Annotated in this window: 13 protein-coding genes and 1 pseudogene; 11 read left to right on the top strand and 3 right to left on the bottom strand. The window is 68.0% G+C overall.

What is annotated here, in order from left to right:
* Positions 1–69 precede the first annotated feature (69 nt).
* The 3 genes from NYF13_RS21435 to NYF13_RS21425 all read right to left on the bottom strand — a co-directional run bounded on the left by NYF13_RS21435 (position 70) and on the right by NYF13_RS21425 (position 3,006).
* Positions 70–1,215 carry a methyltransferase domain-containing protein gene (locus NYF13_RS21435; RefSeq protein ID WP_315659127.1) on the bottom strand — a complete coding sequence of 382 codons (1,146 nt, stop codon included), beginning with the start codon at positions 1,213–1,215 and terminating at the stop codon, positions 70–72.
* The gene (locus NYF13_RS21430; protein ID WP_315659126.1) at positions 1,216–1,338 is read right to left on the bottom strand and encodes a hypothetical protein; all 123 of its coding nucleotides are present in this window, start codon (positions 1,336–1,338) and stop codon (positions 1,216–1,218) included.
* A 363-nt stretch (positions 1,339–1,701) separates the two neighbouring features.
* A complete protein-coding gene (locus NYF13_RS21425) occupies positions 1,702–3,006 on the bottom strand; it encodes an IS110 family transposase (protein ID WP_315659125.1) in 1,305 nt (434 codons plus the stop codon).
* 1,413 nt (positions 3,007–4,419) lie between these two features.
* On the opposite strand from NYF13_RS21425, the gene NYF13_RS21420 reads away from it, so the two are divergent.
* The 11 genes and pseudogenes from NYF13_RS21420 to NYF13_RS21370 all read left to right on the top strand — a co-directional run bounded on the left by NYF13_RS21420 (position 4,420) and on the right by NYF13_RS21370 (position 17,488).
* Positions 4,420–4,584 (top strand): hypothetical protein, encoded by a 165-nt coding sequence (locus NYF13_RS21420; protein ID WP_315659123.1) that lies wholly within the window; start codon positions 4,420–4,422, stop codon positions 4,582–4,584.
* A 558-nt stretch (positions 4,585–5,142) separates the two neighbouring features.
* Positions 5,143–5,358, top strand: coding sequence for a helix-turn-helix domain-containing protein (locus NYF13_RS21415; RefSeq protein WP_315660384.1), 216 nt, complete (start codon positions 5,143–5,145; stop codon positions 5,356–5,358).
* A 93-nt stretch (positions 5,359–5,451) separates the two neighbouring features.
* Positions 5,452–6,660, top strand: coding sequence for a tyrosine-type recombinase/integrase (locus tag NYF13_RS21410; RefSeq protein WP_396287626.1), 1,209 nt, complete (start codon positions 5,452–5,454; stop codon positions 6,658–6,660).
* A gap of 92 nt (positions 6,661–6,752) precedes the next feature.
* Positions 6,753–7,601: pseudogene (locus tag NYF13_RS21405) on the top strand (phosphopyruvate hydratase); the annotation flags it as partial.
* Between the two features lie 270 nt (positions 7,602–7,871).
* Positions 7,872–9,671, top strand: coding sequence for an FAD-dependent monooxygenase (locus NYF13_RS21400; protein ID WP_315659121.1), 1,800 nt, complete (start codon positions 7,872–7,874; stop codon positions 9,669–9,671).
* Positions 9,671–10,831 carry an MFS transporter gene (locus NYF13_RS21395; RefSeq protein WP_315659120.1) on the top strand — a complete coding sequence of 387 codons (1,161 nt, stop codon included), beginning with the start codon at positions 9,671–9,673 and terminating at the stop codon, positions 10,829–10,831. The genes NYF13_RS21400 and NYF13_RS21395 overlap by 1 nt, the downstream gene beginning before the upstream one ends.
* A 9-nt stretch (positions 10,832–10,840) precedes the next feature.
* The gene (locus NYF13_RS21390; protein WP_315659119.1) at positions 10,841–11,362 is read left to right on the top strand and encodes a MarR family transcriptional regulator; all 522 of its coding nucleotides are present in this window, start codon (positions 10,841–10,843) and stop codon (positions 11,360–11,362) included.
* A 358-nt stretch (positions 11,363–11,720) separates the two neighbouring features.
* On the top strand, positions 11,721–12,665 hold the full coding sequence (locus NYF13_RS21385; protein ID WP_315659118.1) for an ABC transporter permease: 945 nt from the start codon (positions 11,721–11,723) through the stop codon (positions 12,663–12,665).
* Positions 12,665–13,564, top strand: coding sequence for an ABC transporter permease (locus tag NYF13_RS21380; RefSeq protein WP_315659116.1), 900 nt, complete (start codon positions 12,665–12,667; stop codon positions 13,562–13,564). The genes NYF13_RS21385 and NYF13_RS21380 overlap by 1 nt, the downstream gene beginning before the upstream one ends.
* 1 nt (position 13,565) lies before the next feature.
* Positions 13,566–15,665, top strand: coding sequence for an ABC transporter ATP-binding protein (locus tag NYF13_RS21375; protein ID WP_315659115.1), 2,100 nt, complete (start codon positions 13,566–13,568; stop codon positions 15,663–15,665).
* Positions 15,662–17,488: an ABC transporter substrate-binding protein gene (locus NYF13_RS21370; RefSeq protein WP_315659114.1), complete on the top strand. Its 1,827-nt coding sequence runs from the start codon at positions 15,662–15,664 to the stop codon at positions 17,486–17,488. Before NYF13_RS21375 ends, NYF13_RS21370 begins: the two co-directional genes overlap by 4 nt.
* Positions 17,489–17,537 lie beyond the last annotated feature (49 nt).

Raw genomic sequence — 17,537 nt, 5'->3', positions numbered from 1 at the left:
CGGTGGCTAGCCGTTCGCTGCTCAAGCCGCAGCGCTCGGGCAGCGAGCGGTGCACGGCGGGCGAGCTGATCACAATATCCAGGTGCGGACGATCGTGTCTGGGTTATCGAGGAACGCGACCTGGTGTCCGGAGTCCGGGTTGATGGTCAGTCCGAGTCTGTCGGGGCCGGGTCGGCCGTGTTCGTACCACCAGTCGTAGGCGGCTTCGGCCTCGTCCCACAGACGGCGGGGTCCGAGCTGGGAGATGGTGAACGGTTCGGTGCTGTCGGTCGGCCAGTCGAGGCGGGCGAACGATTTCGTGGTGAGGTCGTCCAGCTCGATTAGGTGGTGGCCGGGGCCGCGGGCGTCGCGGTCGAACACCAGGGACATGTGGGGCAGCCGGGCGCCGATGACGAGGTTGCCTCGGGCGGGGTCGAGCATCCGGTCCAGGTCGATGTTGCGGCACTCGGTGGTGGTGACCGCCGCTCCGGCGAGCGTGTCCTCGCCGGGTTCCCAGCCGAAGAGCCCGCGCCGGTGCGCGCGCAGCCGCATGAACGACAGGTAGGAGGAGAATCGGCCGTGCGCGACGCCGTCGTCGCCGAGGTCGAGGGTGAGCAACGCGCCGTTGGCGTAGTCGGTGCTCCACGGGGTGATTAGCCGCCCGCCGGGGCGCAGCTGGGCCAGCAAGGCGAGCGGCACGATCTCCCGCACCGAGGCGGTCGAGATCACCCGGTCGAACGGCGCGGCGGCCGGCCATCCGGCCTCGCCGTCGCCGGTGACCACGCAGGCGGCGAAACCGGCCGCGGACAGCGCCGCGCGGGCGGCGTCGGCGAGCGTGGGGTCGACTTCGATCGTGGTGACCCGCCCGGCCGGGCCGACCCGGTGTTCCAGCAGGGCGGCGTTCCAGCCGGTGCCGGTGCCTATCTCGAGTATCGCCTCCCCGGGCTGCGGGCCGAGTGCGGTGAGCATGTCGGCGACGATGCTGGGCTGGCTGGAGGAGGACGTCGGGAAGTTGTCCCCGCCAGGTCGGTGTGGCTCGCCGAGGTTGATCTGCGTGACGACTGGCGCGTTCGCGGCGACCGCCGCGTCCCACGCCGCGCGGTCGCGCTGGCGCGACACCTCGCGGTAGCCGGGATCGTTCGGAATGTCGACCCAGATGGTGTCCGGGATGAACATGGCCCGCTCGACTTCGTCGAACAGCGTCCGCCACGGCGGTGTCGCGGCCTTCACCGTCATCTAGTCGTCGCCCTTGTCGTCCTTGTCGTGCTTCCCACCGCCGGACTCCTCCGCCGGTTTCGTCGCCGTCGGGTCGTAGGTGCCCTGACCATCATCCTGCGACTTGTTCTCATGCTTGGCCACGCCGCCGCCCCTCTCGTCCCGCTTCACGGATGCCAGCCCCTCCACCCTGCGCACCGCGGGCCGCAGGGCACAAGCTCCAACCGAGCGAACTGCCCCAGCGAGACACTTGGCAAACAGATCACCCGTTCAGCTGACGTTACGGAGCTGGTGCTTGCACCACACCTGTGCCGCTCCGGCCGGCGGCCCGCCGGAGCGCGGTTCCTGCTGGTTGGTGTCGCGGGTCATGCGGCGCAGCCTGGTGCGGGCGCCGGCCAGGTCGAGCTCGTTTGTGGCGATCCTGCGGTGTGGCCCTGAGTGGGCAGGGGGCAGCCGGGGCGCCGTTCCCGCGTCAGGGCTCGAGGGCCCGGGGTGGATTCCGAGGCGTTATACCCGGCTGCCTCCTGCCCGGCCGACGCGTCGGCCGGGCGGAAATGCGAGGTCTTCATCGTACAACTGGCCGGTGCACAGGCACCGGTGGAGGCTCCCGAGCAATCTTCCGTAGAGGCTACGCAGCGCGGGTGCATAACGGTCCCCGGCCTGGCGGCGATGGTCGTAGTACGCGCGGCAGCCTGGTGATCGCGTCAGAGAAGTGAATGCCCATACGTGTCCAGTGGCCTGTAGCCAGGTGTTCGCGATCCGGCGACGCGTGACCGAGGAAGTCGCCCCGGAGGCCCAGGTCAGCGGGGCTGCCCCGGCGTAGGCGCGCAGCCCTCGGGCGGTGGCGAACCGGGCCGGGTCGTCACCGATTTCGCCGAGCAAGCGCGCGCCGAGGAGTGGTCCGCATCCGGGGAAGGACAGGTAGATCGCTGCCTGTGGATGTTCGATGAACGCGTTCTCGGTTTCGCCGGTGAGTGTCTCAGAGGTGGCGCAGGCCTGGTCGAGCATGCTGAGGCAGGCCAGGACTTCTATTCCCATGGCGTCTTCGACGGGCCGGGGGCGGTTGATCACGGGCTGGGCGAATTCGGCTTGCAGGTGCAGGGCGCGGTCCATGCGCAGCCGGGTGCGTCCGGCCTCGGTCAGGATGCGGCATAGCTGGATCGCGTTGAGCCGGGCGGCCTGACGTGGGGTCGGGCCGGCGGCGAGCACCGCGCGGGCTTCGGTGCGGCGGAAGCCGTCAGGAAGGTCTGCCCATGCGGTCAAGGCTGCCGGGTGGATCTGGCGGAGCAGGGAACGTAGCCGGTTCGCGTGGTACTCCCGTGTCCAGCGAGCCTGCACTTGCGCTCGTGCCAAGACCGTGATGGATCGAGCGAGGTCCGACGTTCCCGGCAGGGGCCGGTGGGAGTCGCCGTCGATGCGCAGGATGTTGGCCAGCATCGCCGCATCGCCCTTGTCGGACTTGATCTTGGCGGGAGAAAGCCGGGCCCGGTAGCGCGCGGCCATCGCCGGGTGGATGACGTGCACCGGTTGCCGAGCCGATCGCAAGCCCTCCACGAGCAGGCTGCTGCCGGTTTCGATCGCGATCGGGACCTGGCGGCGGCTGTGCCGGTGGCTACGGCTCAGCTCAGAAAGCAGCCGCAGGAGTTCCTTCAGGCCGTCCGGGGTCTCGGCGATCCGGGCGCGCACCACCACCTGTCCCGCTGCGTCGACGACTGCGACGTCGTTGAGTTTTTCCGACCAGTCGATCCCGGCCCAGAACCCGCCTGCCACATCAATCCTTCGCATCTGGGGTCGAGTGCGTTCGTTGCCCATTCGGGGCTTACAGCGTGGGACCGCCGTGGGCGTTCACCGGCTCGCCGCGTGGTCATGATCAACCGCCTTCCGCACGATACACACTCACCGGGCGGGGCGGGCTGCGGAACGCTGGCCCGGGGGGACGACGAAGACCAGGATCGACCTATGGCGTCTGCCAGACCGGAGAAACCGTCGGCGGCCACATATCTGTCAGGTGCACGCCGACTGTGTCCAGTGCTGAACAGTGGTGCCGGGGCGGACGTCGAGCGCGGGGTGAGCCCGTGCGAGCGGAGCAGTTCGTCGATGTCGCGGGCCGGTCGTCTGGTGTGGAACTACTTTGTCCCGTGGCTGCGGCTGACGCGGGGCGGCCCGCGGAGCACGCGCTGACGCCTCCGCCGCGGGCATCCCGTCCAATTGATCCAGCCGATGTCCAGTTGATGACTATGGCTAGGCCGCAGCCACCTAAACGGTTGCGACATCGGGGCCGCCATGGCCGGAGACGCCGTGCTGCTCGGCTTCATCATCACCGCCCTCGGGCAGTGCAAACCTGCATGGTGTTGGTTCATGGAGACGTTGGGGTTCGGGGAGGAGCCGGATCGGCTGGCACTCTGTTTGTACTGCGCTTGGAGGCGGTGCCAGCCGGGGCTCCTCCCCTTCATCACCGCGTCGTTACGAAAGGGAACGACATACCTGTAAGCATACGGGAACCAAGGGAGCCTGGTGATTGCAATTTTAAGGATCTGGGATCCGGTGTGGCTGGCGTGTTCTTTTCAGCGCCTCGAATCCGTTGTCACTGACACTGTAGATGTCAAGCACCGCCGCGTCGTACTCGTGCCCGGTCGTGCCCAGGTCAGCTCCCCGACATCCTGGGTGGCACTGCGGATCGCGACGCCTCCGTTGGTGGTCGACGTTCGCGCCGGTGTCGTAGTGGATCAATTTGGGTCTCATCCACGGCGGTAATCGGACCTCTGTCAGGTCAGCGCACGAGAAGGCAGCGGACTCGGCTCAGGTACGGCCAGCGTGGGGCTCTGGAGATACCTGTCGGCGACCTCGATCAGGCCCGGGGTTCCTCGTGACCCAGATAAGGCCCTCGCGGCGACGCAACCACGCCCCGATCGAGACCACCGGTGATCTCGGGCCACAGAAGGACCCCGCCCAGACCTGAGGAAGACCCGGGCACGCCGGAGATCGGGCCTGTACAGGGCATGCGGTGGAGGACTAGTCCTGCGGTGTATGACCTGCGCAGGCCAGCCGACGTGGTATGACGCCGACATCGGTGCGCAGTTCGTCGTAACGGCATCGTTCGGGCAGGCGGCGCACTGCCTGCTCTCCACAGGACGGCCGAGTTGGAGGAGTTGATCCTGCTGCGCGCCGATGAGCACACGACCCGGGCTGCAAGCACCCTCGCGATGCGCGGCTAAGGTCTCATCCATGGGAGCCGACTGGGAGAACATCCTCGACTCAGACAACGTCGCCGAAGCCTGGGACCGGGTCACAGCGGACGCCTTGTACCAGGACCAGATGGTGGCCGCGTTGGGACAGCCTGCCGACCAGGGCGACGAGGATTTGTTGATCTCGATCGACGAGACCGAGTAAAAAGGGGCGGACGTCTGGACGGGTTGAAACTTGGCGTTCGAACCTAGCGGACCATGTGTTCTTTGGTCGTTGTGGTGTTGCGATTGCCTGTCTGTGCGTAGTCTATGGGCAAGGCGATGCTCGGACAGCGTTGCCGATCCAGGCAGATCGCCAGACCGCGGTAAGCCTTTTTAGGTCGCGGGACGAGGGATGGACTCGGACGGGGCTCGCCGCGCGGGGCGCGGGTGGAACGAGACAGCTCATCTACGTATGAGAGGTCTCCAATGTCTGTTCAACAGAGGCTAGCGCACTCGATCAATGAGGTCGCCTCGAGCAGTCCGGGAATGAGAGGTTGTCGGTTACGAGCCGGATTTCCTATCACCTCGTCTTCGGGCTGCTGCGGCACTTACTATCTTCGCCTGATTATCTCGAAAAGTCGGAGTAAAAATCACGCTGCGACATCATGTGGAATTTGGATTTTTTCCGTTTCACATAAGTTAAGTTTTCGTATAAAAAATTTGATTGTTGTTGATGGGATAGGGTCTTGTGGGTCTGATCGGATGCGGGCGCGTGGGTTCGATGAGTGAAAGCCCAAATATACGTTCGATCAGCGTCGAAGCACTTTGGACGCCGGAAGAACTGTCCGCCTACTTGGTCATACCCGAAAAAACGCTTAGAGACTGGCGTCTAAAAAACTATGGCCCACCGTGGCATCGCATTGGCAAACATGTTCGCTATGACCCGGCCGCCGTCCGCGCTTGGCTTGGTGGACCTGAAACCAGTTACGCGGTTTGAAATTTACTTAACCTGCAATGAAATGGTTGCACAATGGCGCATATTCAGGACCGCTGGTATCGAGACCAGAAAGACCCCGCGACAGGGAACCCCGTGTTCAGCACCAAAGGGAAACCCGTGCAAGAACGCACGGACCAGCACGGTAAAGGTATGCGCTACAAAGTCCGCTGGGAAGATCCTAACGGAAAAGAACGTGGTAAGTCTTTCCCGGACAAAAAATTGTCTGAGGCGAAACAGTTTTTAACTAAAACTGAAAATGATTTATTTTCGAAAACTTATCACGATCCCAACGCTGGGGACGTGGAGTTCAAGCGCTACGCAGTTGAGGTTTTGAGTAGCCGCAGTCAAGACGAGTCAAGCAAGAAGACGAATCAGTCAAGGCTTGACAACCAGATATTCCCGTACTTTGCGGGTGTCAGGGTGTCTGCGTTTGAGAAAGTTGAGACCGTTCGAAGATGGATGGCCTGGCTTGGCAGCGAAGAGAAGAACCTGTCTCTTTCCTATCAAAACGCCATATTTCAGCTTCTGTCATCCATCCTTGATGCTGCAGTTGATGACGAAAAGCTACGTAAAAATCCATGTAAAAATAAATCTATATCTGCACCCCGTGCAAAACCGATACAAGTAATACCCTGGAAGGAGCAAAAACTCTTTTTAATTCAAGATGCTTTGCCGGAAAGGAATCGTCCGGCTGCGCTTCTAGGCGCAGGATTGGGTTTGAGGCAAGGTGAGGTTTTAGCTTTTAACCTTGACAGCGTAGATCGTAGAGAGATGGTTTACCATTGTACTCGACAAATTGTACGCGTCGGAAGTAAATATAAGTTTAAATTACCAAAGGGGCATAAACCTAGGTCTATTCCAATCGGTGCTCATCTTCTGGATAAGTTAGATAGTTATGCTGAATTGTATCCACCAGTCGAAGTTACTCTGCCTTGGGGTGAAAGAGATGGGAAAAAATTTGAAACCTTAAACTTGCTGATGACGACGGAAAATCGAAAATTCTATACAAGAGACAATTTCAACGACAATGTGTGGCGTAAAGCGTTTGATGTTGTTGGTTTTGAATATAAAGATAGAACCGACGGAATGCATGCCTTACGTCATTTATTCGCGTCGAATATGCTCGCTCGAGCCGTTTCGATTAAAGAACTTGCTGCGTTTCTTGGTCACAGTGACGAAGGTTTTACGCTGCGAACTTATACGCATTTGATGCCTTCTAGCTTCGAACGCGCACGGCGGGCTATGGACGCTCTCTTCCGTGTCGCGTCGGCTGTCGACGACGACAAGAGAGTGACCAAGTGATGCCCTGGCGGCCTGTAGACGGCCTAGACGCAACACTGAATGCTGCGATCAGGTAAAGATGCAGATCAGCGGGTTAGGAGTCAAACACCCTGATGATGAACATCATCAACGGCGGCGCCCACGCCGACAACCCGATCGACTTCCAGGAGTTCATGATCGGCCCGGTCGGTGCCGAGACCTTCGCCGACGCCGTGCGCATGGGCTCGGAGGTCTTCCACACCCTGCGCAAGTCGCTGCACGAGGCCGGGCACAACACCAACGTCGGCGACGAGGGCGGCTTCGCGCCGCAGCTCGGCTCGGCCGACGAGGCGCTCGAGTTCGTCGTGCGCGCCATCGAGCAGACCGGCTACACCCCGGGCGAGGACATCGCGCTGCTGCTCGACCCGGCCGCGTCGGAGTTCTACACCGGCGAGGTCTACGACTACACCGGCGAGGGCCGCAAGCGCAGCGTCGAGGAGCACGTCGCCTACCTCACCGAGCTGACCAACCGCTTCCCGATCGTCTCCATCGAGGACGGGCTGGCCCAGGACGACTTCGCCGGCTGGAAGCAGCTCACCGACGGCATCGGCGACCGCGTGCAGCTCGTCGGCGACGACCTGTTCTGCACCAACGTCGACATCCTCTCCGACGGGATCGAGCGCGGCATCGCCAACTCGATCCTGATCAAGGTCAACCAGATCGGCACCCTGACCGAGACGCTCGACGCGGTCGAGACCGCGCACAAGGCGGGCTACTCGGCGGTTCTTTCGCACCGTTCCGGCGAAACCGAGGACACCACGATCGCCGACCTCGCCGTGGCCACCAACTGCGGCCAGATCAAGACCGGCTCGCTGTCCCGCTCGGACCGCACGGCCAAGTACAACCAGCTGATCCGGATCGAAGAGGAGCTGGGCACCGAGGCGCGATACGCCGGTCGCGCCACCCTCCGCGGCCGGCGCTGAGCCCGCCGACCGGCTGACCATGCTGAACGGCTGAGCCCGCTGAACGGCTGAGCCCGCCCCGGCTCCGGCCGGTGGCAGAACCCCCGGGACCGCCGGCTTCGTCCGGCGGTCCCGGGCCGGTCTCCGGCGCCGCGCTTTCCCGGCCCGCCTTGGTGATCGAAGTCCGTTTTCGCGGCCCAGCCCGAAAATTTGCCCCGGTACCACCCTTGCCGTAAATCTCAATCTTAAGTATCTTCATGTTAAGAGAAAACGAGCGAGAGGAACGGTGGGATGACGGACGTGATCGTGGCCGGCGGGGGACCGGTCGGGATGATGGCGGCCGCGCTGCTGGACGCGGCGGGGGTGCGGGTGGCGGTGTACGAGCGCAACCCCGGGCCGGTCCGCCAGTCCCGCGGATCGACCATGCACCCGCGCACCCTCGAAGTGCTCAGCCTGCTGGACACCGGGACGGGCGAGCGGATCAGCGACGTGCTGCTGGCCCAGGGCCGGCGGGTCCCGGACTCGCACTTCGCCACGCTGCCGGACCGGCTCGACTACCGGGACCTGGACACGCCGTTCCCGTTCGTGCTGCAGATCTCGCAGTGGCGCACCGAAGCGGCGCTGGCCGAGTTGCTGCGCACCAAGGGAGTCCCGGTGCGTTACGGCGCCGAGATCGTCGAGGTCGCCCAGTCACCGGACGAGGTCCGCGTGCGGGTGGGCCAGGACTGGCACTGCGCGCGGTTCCTGATCGGCGCGGACGGCGCGCACAGCCCGGTGCGCAAGGCGGCCGGCATCGGCTTCCCCGGCACCACCCCGGACCAGGTCGGGTTCGTCGCCGACCTGGAGCTGGCCGAGCCCGTCGAACGGCCCCTGCACTTCTGGGACGCCGGGACCGGCCACGCCAGCGTCGTCCCGCTGACCGACCGGCTCGTCCGGGTCTTCGGGGTCCGGGCCTCGGACGTCGGACTGTCCTCTTCGGAGGTTCGCCGCCGCCAGGCCCGGCCGCTCACCCTCGCGGAGGTGGCCGAGGCGCTCACCGCCATCTCCGGCCGGGATTTCGGCGTGCACAACGCTTCCTGGCTGTCCCGAGGGTCCACCAACGCGAGCCGGCACGCCTCGGCCTTCCGCGTGGGCCGGGTCCTGCTCGCCGGCGACGCCGCGCACGTGCACCTGCCGGCCGGCGGCCAGGGCCTCAACGTGGGGCTTCAGGACGCCACCAACCTCGCCTGGAAGCTCGCCGCCGAAGTGCACGGCTGGGCCCCGTCCCGCCTGGTCACCGGCGAGTCCGGCTACGACGCCGAGCGCCGCCCGGTCGCCGAAGCCCTCTGCGTCAACACCCAGGCCCAGGACGCGCTCATGCACACCTTCACCCCTTCCGGCGCGGCGCTGCGCCAGATGTTCAGCGGCTTCATCGCCCAGGGCGGCGAACTCCACCACGAGCTGGCCGGCACGATGTCCGGCCTGTCGCTGGCCTACCCGCCCCCGGACGGCACCCACCCGCTGACCGGCACCCGGGCACCGGACCTGCCCCTCGGCCGTCGCCCGGCCGGCCCGATCCCGGCGGATCGTGGCCCGGCGGATCGTGATTCGGTGATCCGCGCCCTGCGGCCGGACCGGTTCCTGCTCCTCGACTTCACCCCCGGCCACTCGCTCGCCGACCTCGGCTCCGCGCGCGTCGAGGTCCGCTCCGCGCCCGTTCCCGAGCGGGCCGGCTGGCGCGGGGTGCAGGCGGCGCTGATCCGGCCGGACGGGTACGTCGCGCACGCCGCCACGTCGCCCGCCGGACTCGCCGAGGCCGTCGCCGCGTGGACCGAGCCGGATCGACACCCTGGTGCCTCGCCGGAGTCGGAGCAGGGGCCCGGTGCCTCGGCCGGATCGGAGCAGGGCCCCGGTGTCTCGGCGGAGTCGGATCAACGGCCTGGCGTCTCGGCCGGGCCGGATCGGCGGCCTGGCGTTTCGGCGGAGTCGAATCAACGGCCTCGCGTCTTGGCCGGATCGGAGCAGGGGTCTGTCGGCTCGGCCGGGCCGGACCAGCGGGCCGTCGGTTCGGCCGGGCCGGGTGGACGGTCCGTCGTGGCCCGGGGGTGCTGATGCCGGTCGCCCTGTTCGCGCTGGCGCTCGGCGCCTTCGGTATCGGCGCGACCGAGTTCGCCATGATGGGCGTGCTGCCCGCGGTTGCGGCCGACCTGCACGTTTCCATCCCGCAGGCCGGCTACCTGATCACCGGGTACGCGCTCGGGGTCGTGGTCGGCGCGCCGCTGCTGACCGCGGTGTCCGGCCGCTTCGCCCGCAAGAACCTGCTGCTGGGCATGATGGCCGTCTTCACCCTCGGCAACTTCGCCGCCGCGGCCGCACCCGGTTACGGCTGGCTCATGGCCGCGCGGGTGCTGACCGCCCTGCCGCACGGTGCGTTCTTCGGGGTCGGCTCGGTGGTCGCGACCGGGCTCGTCGGCCGGGAGCGGGCGGCCCGGGGGATCTCGCTGATGTTCACCGGCCTCACCGTCGCCAACGTCGTGGGCGTGCCCGCGGCGACCGCGCTGGGCAACGCGGTCAGCTGGCGGCTGGCGTTCGCGCTGATCGGCGGGCTCGGCCTGCTCGCGGTGCTCGGGCTCGCGGTGCTGGTGCCGCCCGACCCCGCGCACGTCCCGGTCCGGCTGCGCACGGAACTGCGCGCGTTCACCCGCCCCGCGGTGCTGCTGACCCTGGCCGTGGGCACGTTCGGCTTCGCCGGGGTGTTCGCCACCTACTCCTACATCAGCCCGACGCTGACCACCCTGGCCGGCGTCGGGCCCGCCGGGCTGGCCGTGGCCCTGGCCCTGTTCGGCCTGGGCTCGTCGGCCGGGAACCTGGTGGGCGGGCGGCTGGCCGACCGGGCCCTGCGCCCGGCCGCCCACCTGGCCCTCGGCCTGCTGGCCGCGGTGCTGGCGCTGTTCGCGCTGACGGTGCACAACGAGGTCACCGCGCTGATCACGCTCACCGCGATCGGCCTGGCCTCGGGTCTGGTCATCCCGCCGGTGCAACTGCAGATCATCCGCGCAGCCGAAGCGGCTCCGACCCTGGCCGCCGCTTCGGTGCAGTCCGGCTTCAACATCGCCAACGCCGGCGGCGCGGCCCTCGGCGGAGCCCTGATCGGGGCCGGCTTCGGCTACACCGCCCCGAGCCTGGCCGGCGCGGCGCTGGCCCTGATCGGCCTCGGCCTCGCTCTGGTGCCGAACCGGGTGAACGTCAAGAATCTTCAGGCTCACGGTTAGCATGAGCCGATGGTGACGCCCCCGGGCCGGCAGGGCCGGCTGGACTACGTGGACGAGATGCTCGAGGTGACCTCGGCCCACTACGACGAGGACCACGCGCTGGCCAAGGCGCTCGCCTACCGGGTCCGCCGGCTGGCCCACCGCCTGGAGACCGAGATCAAGCGCGAGCTCACCCCGCACGGCATCGAGCTGTGGGAGCTGGAACTGCTCGCCTGCCTGCTGCGCACCAAGCCCACGCCGCGGCTCAGCGCCGGGGCGCTGATGGCCCAGCTCCAGCTCACCTCGGGCGCGGTCACCAACCGGGTGACCAAGATGGAGCGCAACGGCTGGGTCACCCGCGACCTCGACCCGGACGACCGCCGCTCGGTGCTGGTCACCCTGACTCCGGCCGGGGAGGAGCGGGCGATGGAGGTCTTCGACGTCAAGAGCGAGGCCGAGCTGACGGTGCTCTCCGCTCTCGGTCCCGCGGCGCAGCGCCGGCTCAGCGACGACCTGCGCACGGTGCTGCTTTCGCTGGAAGGCGAGCGTTGACGGAATCGGCGAACCTGGGCCCGTAGGCTCCCCGGCGGTTTTCGCATGGCGTTGGCGGAGGCTTCACGATGGGCGGAAGACATCTCCTTGCCACACAAGGAAACCCGGATCTGGGCGACGGCTGGACCAGCGTCGGTTTCGCACCAAAAATACCGAATTGACCGATATGAACGAAACCCTCTTCGGTCTACATCGGACGATCGGGCGACGGTAGCGCCGAAGGTAGGAAACCGGCCGGGGCGAAGATCACGAACCGGGACACCGGGCGGCCAGTTTCCGTGGACGCCATGGACAGGTGAGCCGTCGCCGGTGTAGTTGTGGGCACGTCGGGTTCGGAAACGATTCTGGGGGCGGGTGCATGGCGGGGTACCTGGTGCGCCGCGTGCTGCAGTCCCTGGTGGTGGTCGTGCTGGTCGCGGTGGTCACCTTCGTGCTGCTGCACCTGCTGCCGGGTGGGCCGGCGCGGGCCGTCCTCGGGCCCCGGGCGACGTCGTTGCAGATCAGCACCTTCCTGCGCGACAACGGCTACGACCGGCCGCTGCCCGCGCAGTTCCTGACCTGGGCCGGGCACGTGCTGACCGGCGACCTCGGCTACTCCTACAAGCTCAACCAGCCGGTCACGGCGGTGATCGCCGACCACCTGCCCAAGACGCTGCTGCTGATGACGCTGTCCACTGTGGTCGCTCTGGCGGTCGCGGTGCCGCTGGGGGTGTACCAGGCGCGCCGGCGCAACACCGTGGGCGACTACCTGGTCACCGGGCTCTCGTTCGCGTTCTACTCGATGCCGAGCTTCTTCCTCGGGGAGATCCTGGTGCTGCTGTTCGCCGTGCAGTTGCAGTGGTTCTCGCCGCTGGGGCCGAGCGGGGACTCGATCGGCGAAATCCTCACGCAGGCGCCCGCGCTGGTGCTGCCGGTGCTCACCCTGGCGCTGATCACGGTGGCTTCGTTCAGCCGGTACGCGCGCTCGTCGGTGATGGAGAACCTGAACCAGGACTACGTGCGCACGGCGCGGGCCGGTGGGGCGAGCGACGGCCAGGTGCTGACCCGCCACGTGCTGCGCAATTCGCTCATCCCGATCGTGACGCTGCTCGGGCTGTCGCTGCCGAGCCTGTTCGCGGGCGCGCTGATCACCGAGCAGGTGTTCAACTACCCGGGCATGGGCTTCACGTTCATCCAGGGCGCGCAGGTGCACGACTACCCGCTGCTGCTGGGGATCGGGCTCGTGGTCGCGCTCGCGACCGTGGCGGGCTCCCTGCTGGCGGACCTCGGCTACGCCGTGCTCGACCCGAGGGTGAAGTACTGATGACCGAGGCGAAGACCCCGCCGGCTGAACCGGCCGGCCCGGCGGAGCCGTCGCGTCCGGCGTGGCGGATGACGCTGCGGGCGTTCCGGGAGAACCGGCTCGCGGTCGCCGGGCTGGTGCTGATCGGGCTGTTCCTGCTCTTCTGCTTCCTGGGCCCGCTGGTCTACCACACCGAGCAGGTGGCCACGGACCTCGCCGGCGCGAACCAGCCGCCGGGTGGCGCCCATCCGCTGGGCACCGACGACGTCGGCTACGACGAGCTCGGCCGGTTGATGGAGGGCGGCCGGTCCTCGCTGGAGATCGGGGTGGCGGCGGCGGTGATCGCGACCGTGTTCGGCACCCTGTGGGGCGCGGTGGCCGGGTACGTCGGGGGATTTGTCGACGCGGTGATGATGCGGGTGGTCGACACCCTGCTGGCCATCCCGACCCTGTTCCTGCTGCTGATCCTGGCGGCGATCTTCAGCCCGAGCGTCGGCCTGCTGATCCTGGTGGTGTCGTTCGGCGCGTGGCTGAGCCCGGCGCGGCTGGTGCGCGGGGAGACGCTTTCCCTGCGCACCCGCGAGTACGTGCAGGCGGTGCGGATGATGGGCGGCGGGAGCCGGCGGGTGATCCTGCGCCACATCATGCCCAACGCCATCGGCACCATCGTGGTCAACGCGACCTTCCAGGTGGCCGACGCGATCCTGCTGGTCGCGTCGCTGAGCTACCTCGGCCTGGGCATCGCCCCGCCGCACGCGGACTGGGGCAACATGCTCGCGGGCGGCACGGAGTTCGTGCAGAACGGCTACTGGTGGATGATCCTGCCGCCGGGCATCGCGATCATGCTCGTGGTGGTCGCGTTCAACCTGCTCGGCGACGCCCTGCGCGACGCGCTCGAAGTGCGGCTGCGGAGGCGCTGAGATGAGCCCGGTCCTGAGGCTGGAAGACCTGCGCACCACCATCGACGGGCGCGACGGGGTGGTGCGCCCGGTCGACGGCGTCACGCTCGAGGTCGGCCGCGGTGAACTGCTCGGGCTGGTCGGCGAATCCGGCTGCGGCAAGACGATGACCGCGTTGTCGATCCTGCGCCTGCTGCCGCCGGGCGGGCGGGTCGAGTCGGGCCGGATCCTGCTCGGCGACGACGATCTGGCGGCCCTGGGCGACCCGGAGCTGCGGGCCGTGCGGGGCAACCGGATCGGCATGGTCTTCCAGGACCCGATGACCTCGCTCAACCCGACCATCCCGATCGGCCGGCAGGTGACCGAGCCGCTGGAGCTGCACGAACGGGTCCCGCGGGCCAGGCTGCGGGAGCGGGCGGCCGAGGTGCTCGACCTGGTCGGCCTGCCGGACGCGCGGCGCCGGGCCGGGGACTACCCGCACCAGCTCTCCGGGGGCATGCGCCAGCGGGTGATGATCGCCCGCGCGCTGGTCTGCGAGCCGGAGCTGCTGATCGCCGACGAGCCGACCACCGCGCTGGACGTCACCGTGCAGCACCAGATCCTGGAGCTGATCGACGACCTGCGCCACCGGCTCGGCATGGCCGTGATCCTGGTGACGCACGACCTCGGCGTGGTCGCGGGCCGGGCCGACCGGGTCGCGGTGATGTACGCCGGCCGCATCGCCGAGCTGACCGGCACGCGCTCGCTGTTCGGCAACCCCCGCCACCCCTACACCGAGGCGCTGTTCGAGGCGCTGCCGGAGAACGCGGCCGAGTCGGGGGAGAAGCTGTACAGCATTCCGGGGCTGCCGCCGGAGCTGAAGGACCCGCCGGCCGGCTGCCGGTTCGCGCCGCGCTGCCGTTACGCCACCGAGGACTGCGTCACGGCCGAACCGCCGTTGGACGGCGAGGTGGCGGGGCACGTCTACGCCTGCTTCCACCCGGTCGGCGAGCCGGGCGTGACCGAGCCGTCCCGCGTGGTGCGGGTGCACGAGCGCGGCGGGGTGCCCGGGGACGAACGCGAAGGGGCCGGGGCCGCGCCGCTGCTGGAGGTGGAGCACCTGGTCAAGGACTTCGCCGTGACCAGGGGCGCGGTGCTGCGGCGGAAGGCGGGCACGGTGTCCGCGGTGGCCGGGGTGAGCTTCTCGGTGGCGGCGGGGGAGACCTTCGGCCTGGTCGGCGAGTCCGGCTGCGGCAAGACCACGGTCGGCCGGTCGATCGTCGGGCTGGAACCGCCGACCTCGGGCCGGGTCCGGATCGGCGGGGCCGAGCTGACTGCGCTGCGGGGCAAGGAGCTGCAGCGGCGGCGGCGGGAGACGCACCTGGTCTTCCAGGACCCGTACGCTTCGCTCGACCCGCGGATGCGCGTCGGTGCCGTGCTGGCCGAGCCGCTGGAGATCCACGGCGTCGGCACCCGCTCCTCGCGGGCCGGGCAGGCGCGCGAGCTGCTGGCCGAGGTGGGCTTGCCGGCCGATGCGGCCGACCGGTACCCGCACGAGTTCTCCGGCGGCCAGCGCCAGCGCATCGGCCTGGCCCGCGCGCTCGCGCTGGAGCCGAAGCTGATCGTGGCCGACGAGCCGGTTTCGGCGCTGGACGTGTCCGTCCAGGCGCAGATCCTGAACCTGATGAACGACCTGCGCTCCCGGCACGGGCTGACGTACGTGTTCATCTCCCACGACCTGTCGGTGGTGCGGTACCTGGCGCAGCGGATCGGCGTGATGTACCTCGGCAAGCTGGTGGAGGTCGGGCCGGCGGCCGAGGTGCACGGGCGGCCGCGGCACCCGTACACCCGCGGGCTGGTCGACACCGTGCCGGTGGCCGACCCGTGGGCCGAAGGGCGTGCGGGCGGTGTCGCCGGTGAGCTGCCTTCGGCGCTCGACCCGCCTTCGGGCTGCCGGTTCCGCACGCGCTGCCCGTTCGCGCAGGACGTGTGCGCGGCCGAGGAGCCCGTGCTGCGGACCTTCGGCGACGGGCACCAGGCCGCGTGCCACTTCCCGCTCGAACCCAGCCCGCTCGAACCCGGCCCGCTCGAACCCGGCCCGCCCGACGCGGAACCGATCGTCTACCGAGGAGAGAACGGATGAGAATCACCAAGGCGCTGGTGCTGCCGGTGGTGGCGCTGGCCGGGTTGGCGACGGCGTGCAGCGGCAGCGGCGGCGGCTCCGGCGGCGGCACCCCGACCGAGGGCGGCACGGCGGTGTTCGCCGAGGCGCCGGGCACCCAGCCGAACTGGATCTTCCCGTTCGTCGACTCGGCGCACAACAGCGGTTACGCCACCGGCGACCTGCAGCAGCTGATGTACCGCGAGCTGTACTGGTACGGCGACGCCGGCGGCGGCACCGGGGTGAACACCACCAAGAGCCTGGCCGACCCGCCGGTCTACAGCGACGGCAACAGCAAGGTCGTCATCAACGTCAAGCCCTACCGCTGGTCCAACGGCGAGACGGTGAACGCCAAGGACGTCGTGTTCTGGATGAACATGATGTACGCGGAGAAGTCGAACTGGTACGGGTACGTGCCCGGCCAGTTCCCGGACAACGTCAAGTCGGTCACCGCGACCGGGCCGCAGCAGGTGACGCTGCAGCTCACCGACTCGTATTCGCCGACCTGGTTCACCGGCCAGGAGCTGGCGCAGATCGCTCCGCTGCCGATGGCCTGGGACAAGACCTCCGACGCCGGGGCGGCGGGCAGCGGCGGCTGCGCGGACGACCGTTCGAAGTGCGACGCGGTCTACAAGTACCTCTACGACAAGAGCAAGAACCTCGCGACCTACGCCACCGATCCGCTGTGGCAGGTGGTGGACGGGCCCTGGCACCTGACCTCGTTCGACGCCGAAGGCAACATCGGCTACGACCCGAACCCGAAGTACAGCGGCCCGGACAAGCCGCACCTGGCGCACTACAAGATGCAGCCGTTCACCAGCACCAGTGCCGAGTTCAACGCGCTGCGCAGCGGCAAGACGGTTTCGGTCGGCTCGGTGCAGGGCTCGGACCTGCCGCAGAAGAAGGCGTCGGAGAAGCTGCCGGCCACGAATCCGTTGCAGGCGAACTACAACCTCGTGCCCGCCTACGGCTGGGGCTGGAGCACCACCCTGCTGAACATGGACAACCCGGCGTTCGGGCCGGCGTTCAAGCAGCTCTACCTCCGCCAGGCGATGCAGCAGACGCTGGACCAGGAGACCGACGTCAACGTCGCGTTCCGCGGCTACGGCGCGCCGACCACGGGCCCGGTGCCGATCAACCCGGACAACGAGTACGTGACCGCGTCCGAGCGCGGGGCCGGCCCCTACCCGTTCGACAAGGCCAAGGCCAAGGGACTGCTCACCGGCCACGGCTGGACCCTGCAGAACGGGGCGATGACCTGCACCAGCCCCGGCCCGGCGCCGAACCAGTGCGGTGAGGGGGTCGCGGCGGGCACGCGGCTGGAGTTCACGGTGCAGTACTCGACCGGCAACGCGGCCTACGGCCGGATCATGCAGCAGTGGAAGTCGGACGCGGCCGAGGCCGGCATCGTGTTCGACCTGAAGGGCCAGGAGTTCAACGCGCTGATCAACGACATCAGCGGCTGCCGCGGCTCGGGCCCGGCCTGCGACTGGCAGCTCGGCTTCTTCGGCTACCAGCAGTACAACGCGGTGCCGACCGGCGACCAGCTGCTGCTGCCGGGCTCGACCGGCAACATCGGCAACTACAGCGACCCGAAGCTCACCTCGCTGATCCAGGCCACCCTGCACAGCGACGACAAGAACGCCTTCGCCGCGTACGAGGACTACGCGGTGCAGACGCTGCCGGGGCAGATCAACATGCCGCTGCGCACCTACATCGAGGTGGTGGACAAGAAGCTCGGCGGGGTCGCGTTCCCGGCCGTGCAGACCGCCCGCGCCCCGGAGGAGTGGTACTTCACCAAGTGACGCGGCTTTCCGCCGCCGAGCCTCGCCGACGAGCGCGGGGCCGGCCTCC

This window comes from Amycolatopsis sp. PS_44_ISF1 (genome assembly GCF_032335455.1).
Lineage (GTDB): Bacteria > Actinomycetota > Actinomycetes > Mycobacteriales > Pseudonocardiaceae > Amycolatopsis.
The sequence above is the reverse complement of the archived record's forward strand: the minus strand, read 5'-3'. Positions and strand labels throughout refer to the sequence as shown.

What these genes read in the sequence shown, in the direction of transcription:
- NYF13_RS21435 (WP_315659127.1), bottom strand. Translation starts at nt 1,215, where the DNA reads ATGACGGTGAAGGCCGCGACACCGCCGTGGCGGACGCTGTTCGACGAA.
- NYF13_RS21425 (WP_315659125.1), bottom strand. Translation starts at nt 3,006, where the DNA reads ATGGGCAACGAACGCACTCGACCCCAGATGCGAAGGATTGATGTGGCA.
- NYF13_RS21420 (WP_315659123.1), top strand. Translation starts at nt 4,420, where the DNA reads ATGGGAGCCGACTGGGAGAACATCCTCGACTCAGACAACGTCGCCGAA.
- NYF13_RS21415 (WP_315660384.1), top strand. Translation starts at nt 5,143, where the DNA reads ATGAGTGAAAGCCCAAATATACGTTCGATCAGCGTCGAAGCACTTTGG.
- NYF13_RS21400 (WP_315659121.1), top strand. Translation starts at nt 7,872, where the DNA reads ATGACGGACGTGATCGTGGCCGGCGGGGGACCGGTCGGGATGATGGCG.
- NYF13_RS21395 (WP_315659120.1), top strand. Translation starts at nt 9,671, where the DNA reads ATGCCGGTCGCCCTGTTCGCGCTGGCGCTCGGCGCCTTCGGTATCGGC.
- NYF13_RS21390 (WP_315659119.1), top strand. Translation starts at nt 10,841, where the DNA reads ATGGTGACGCCCCCGGGCCGGCAGGGCCGGCTGGACTACGTGGACGAG.
- NYF13_RS21385 (WP_315659118.1), top strand. Translation starts at nt 11,721, where the DNA reads ATGGCGGGGTACCTGGTGCGCCGCGTGCTGCAGTCCCTGGTGGTGGTC.
- NYF13_RS21380 (WP_315659116.1), top strand. Translation starts at nt 12,665, where the DNA reads ATGACCGAGGCGAAGACCCCGCCGGCTGAACCGGCCGGCCCGGCGGAG.
- NYF13_RS21375 (WP_315659115.1), top strand. Translation starts at nt 13,566, where the DNA reads ATGAGCCCGGTCCTGAGGCTGGAAGACCTGCGCACCACCATCGACGGG.
- NYF13_RS21370 (WP_315659114.1), top strand. Translation starts at nt 15,662, where the DNA reads ATGAGAATCACCAAGGCGCTGGTGCTGCCGGTGGTGGCGCTGGCCGGG.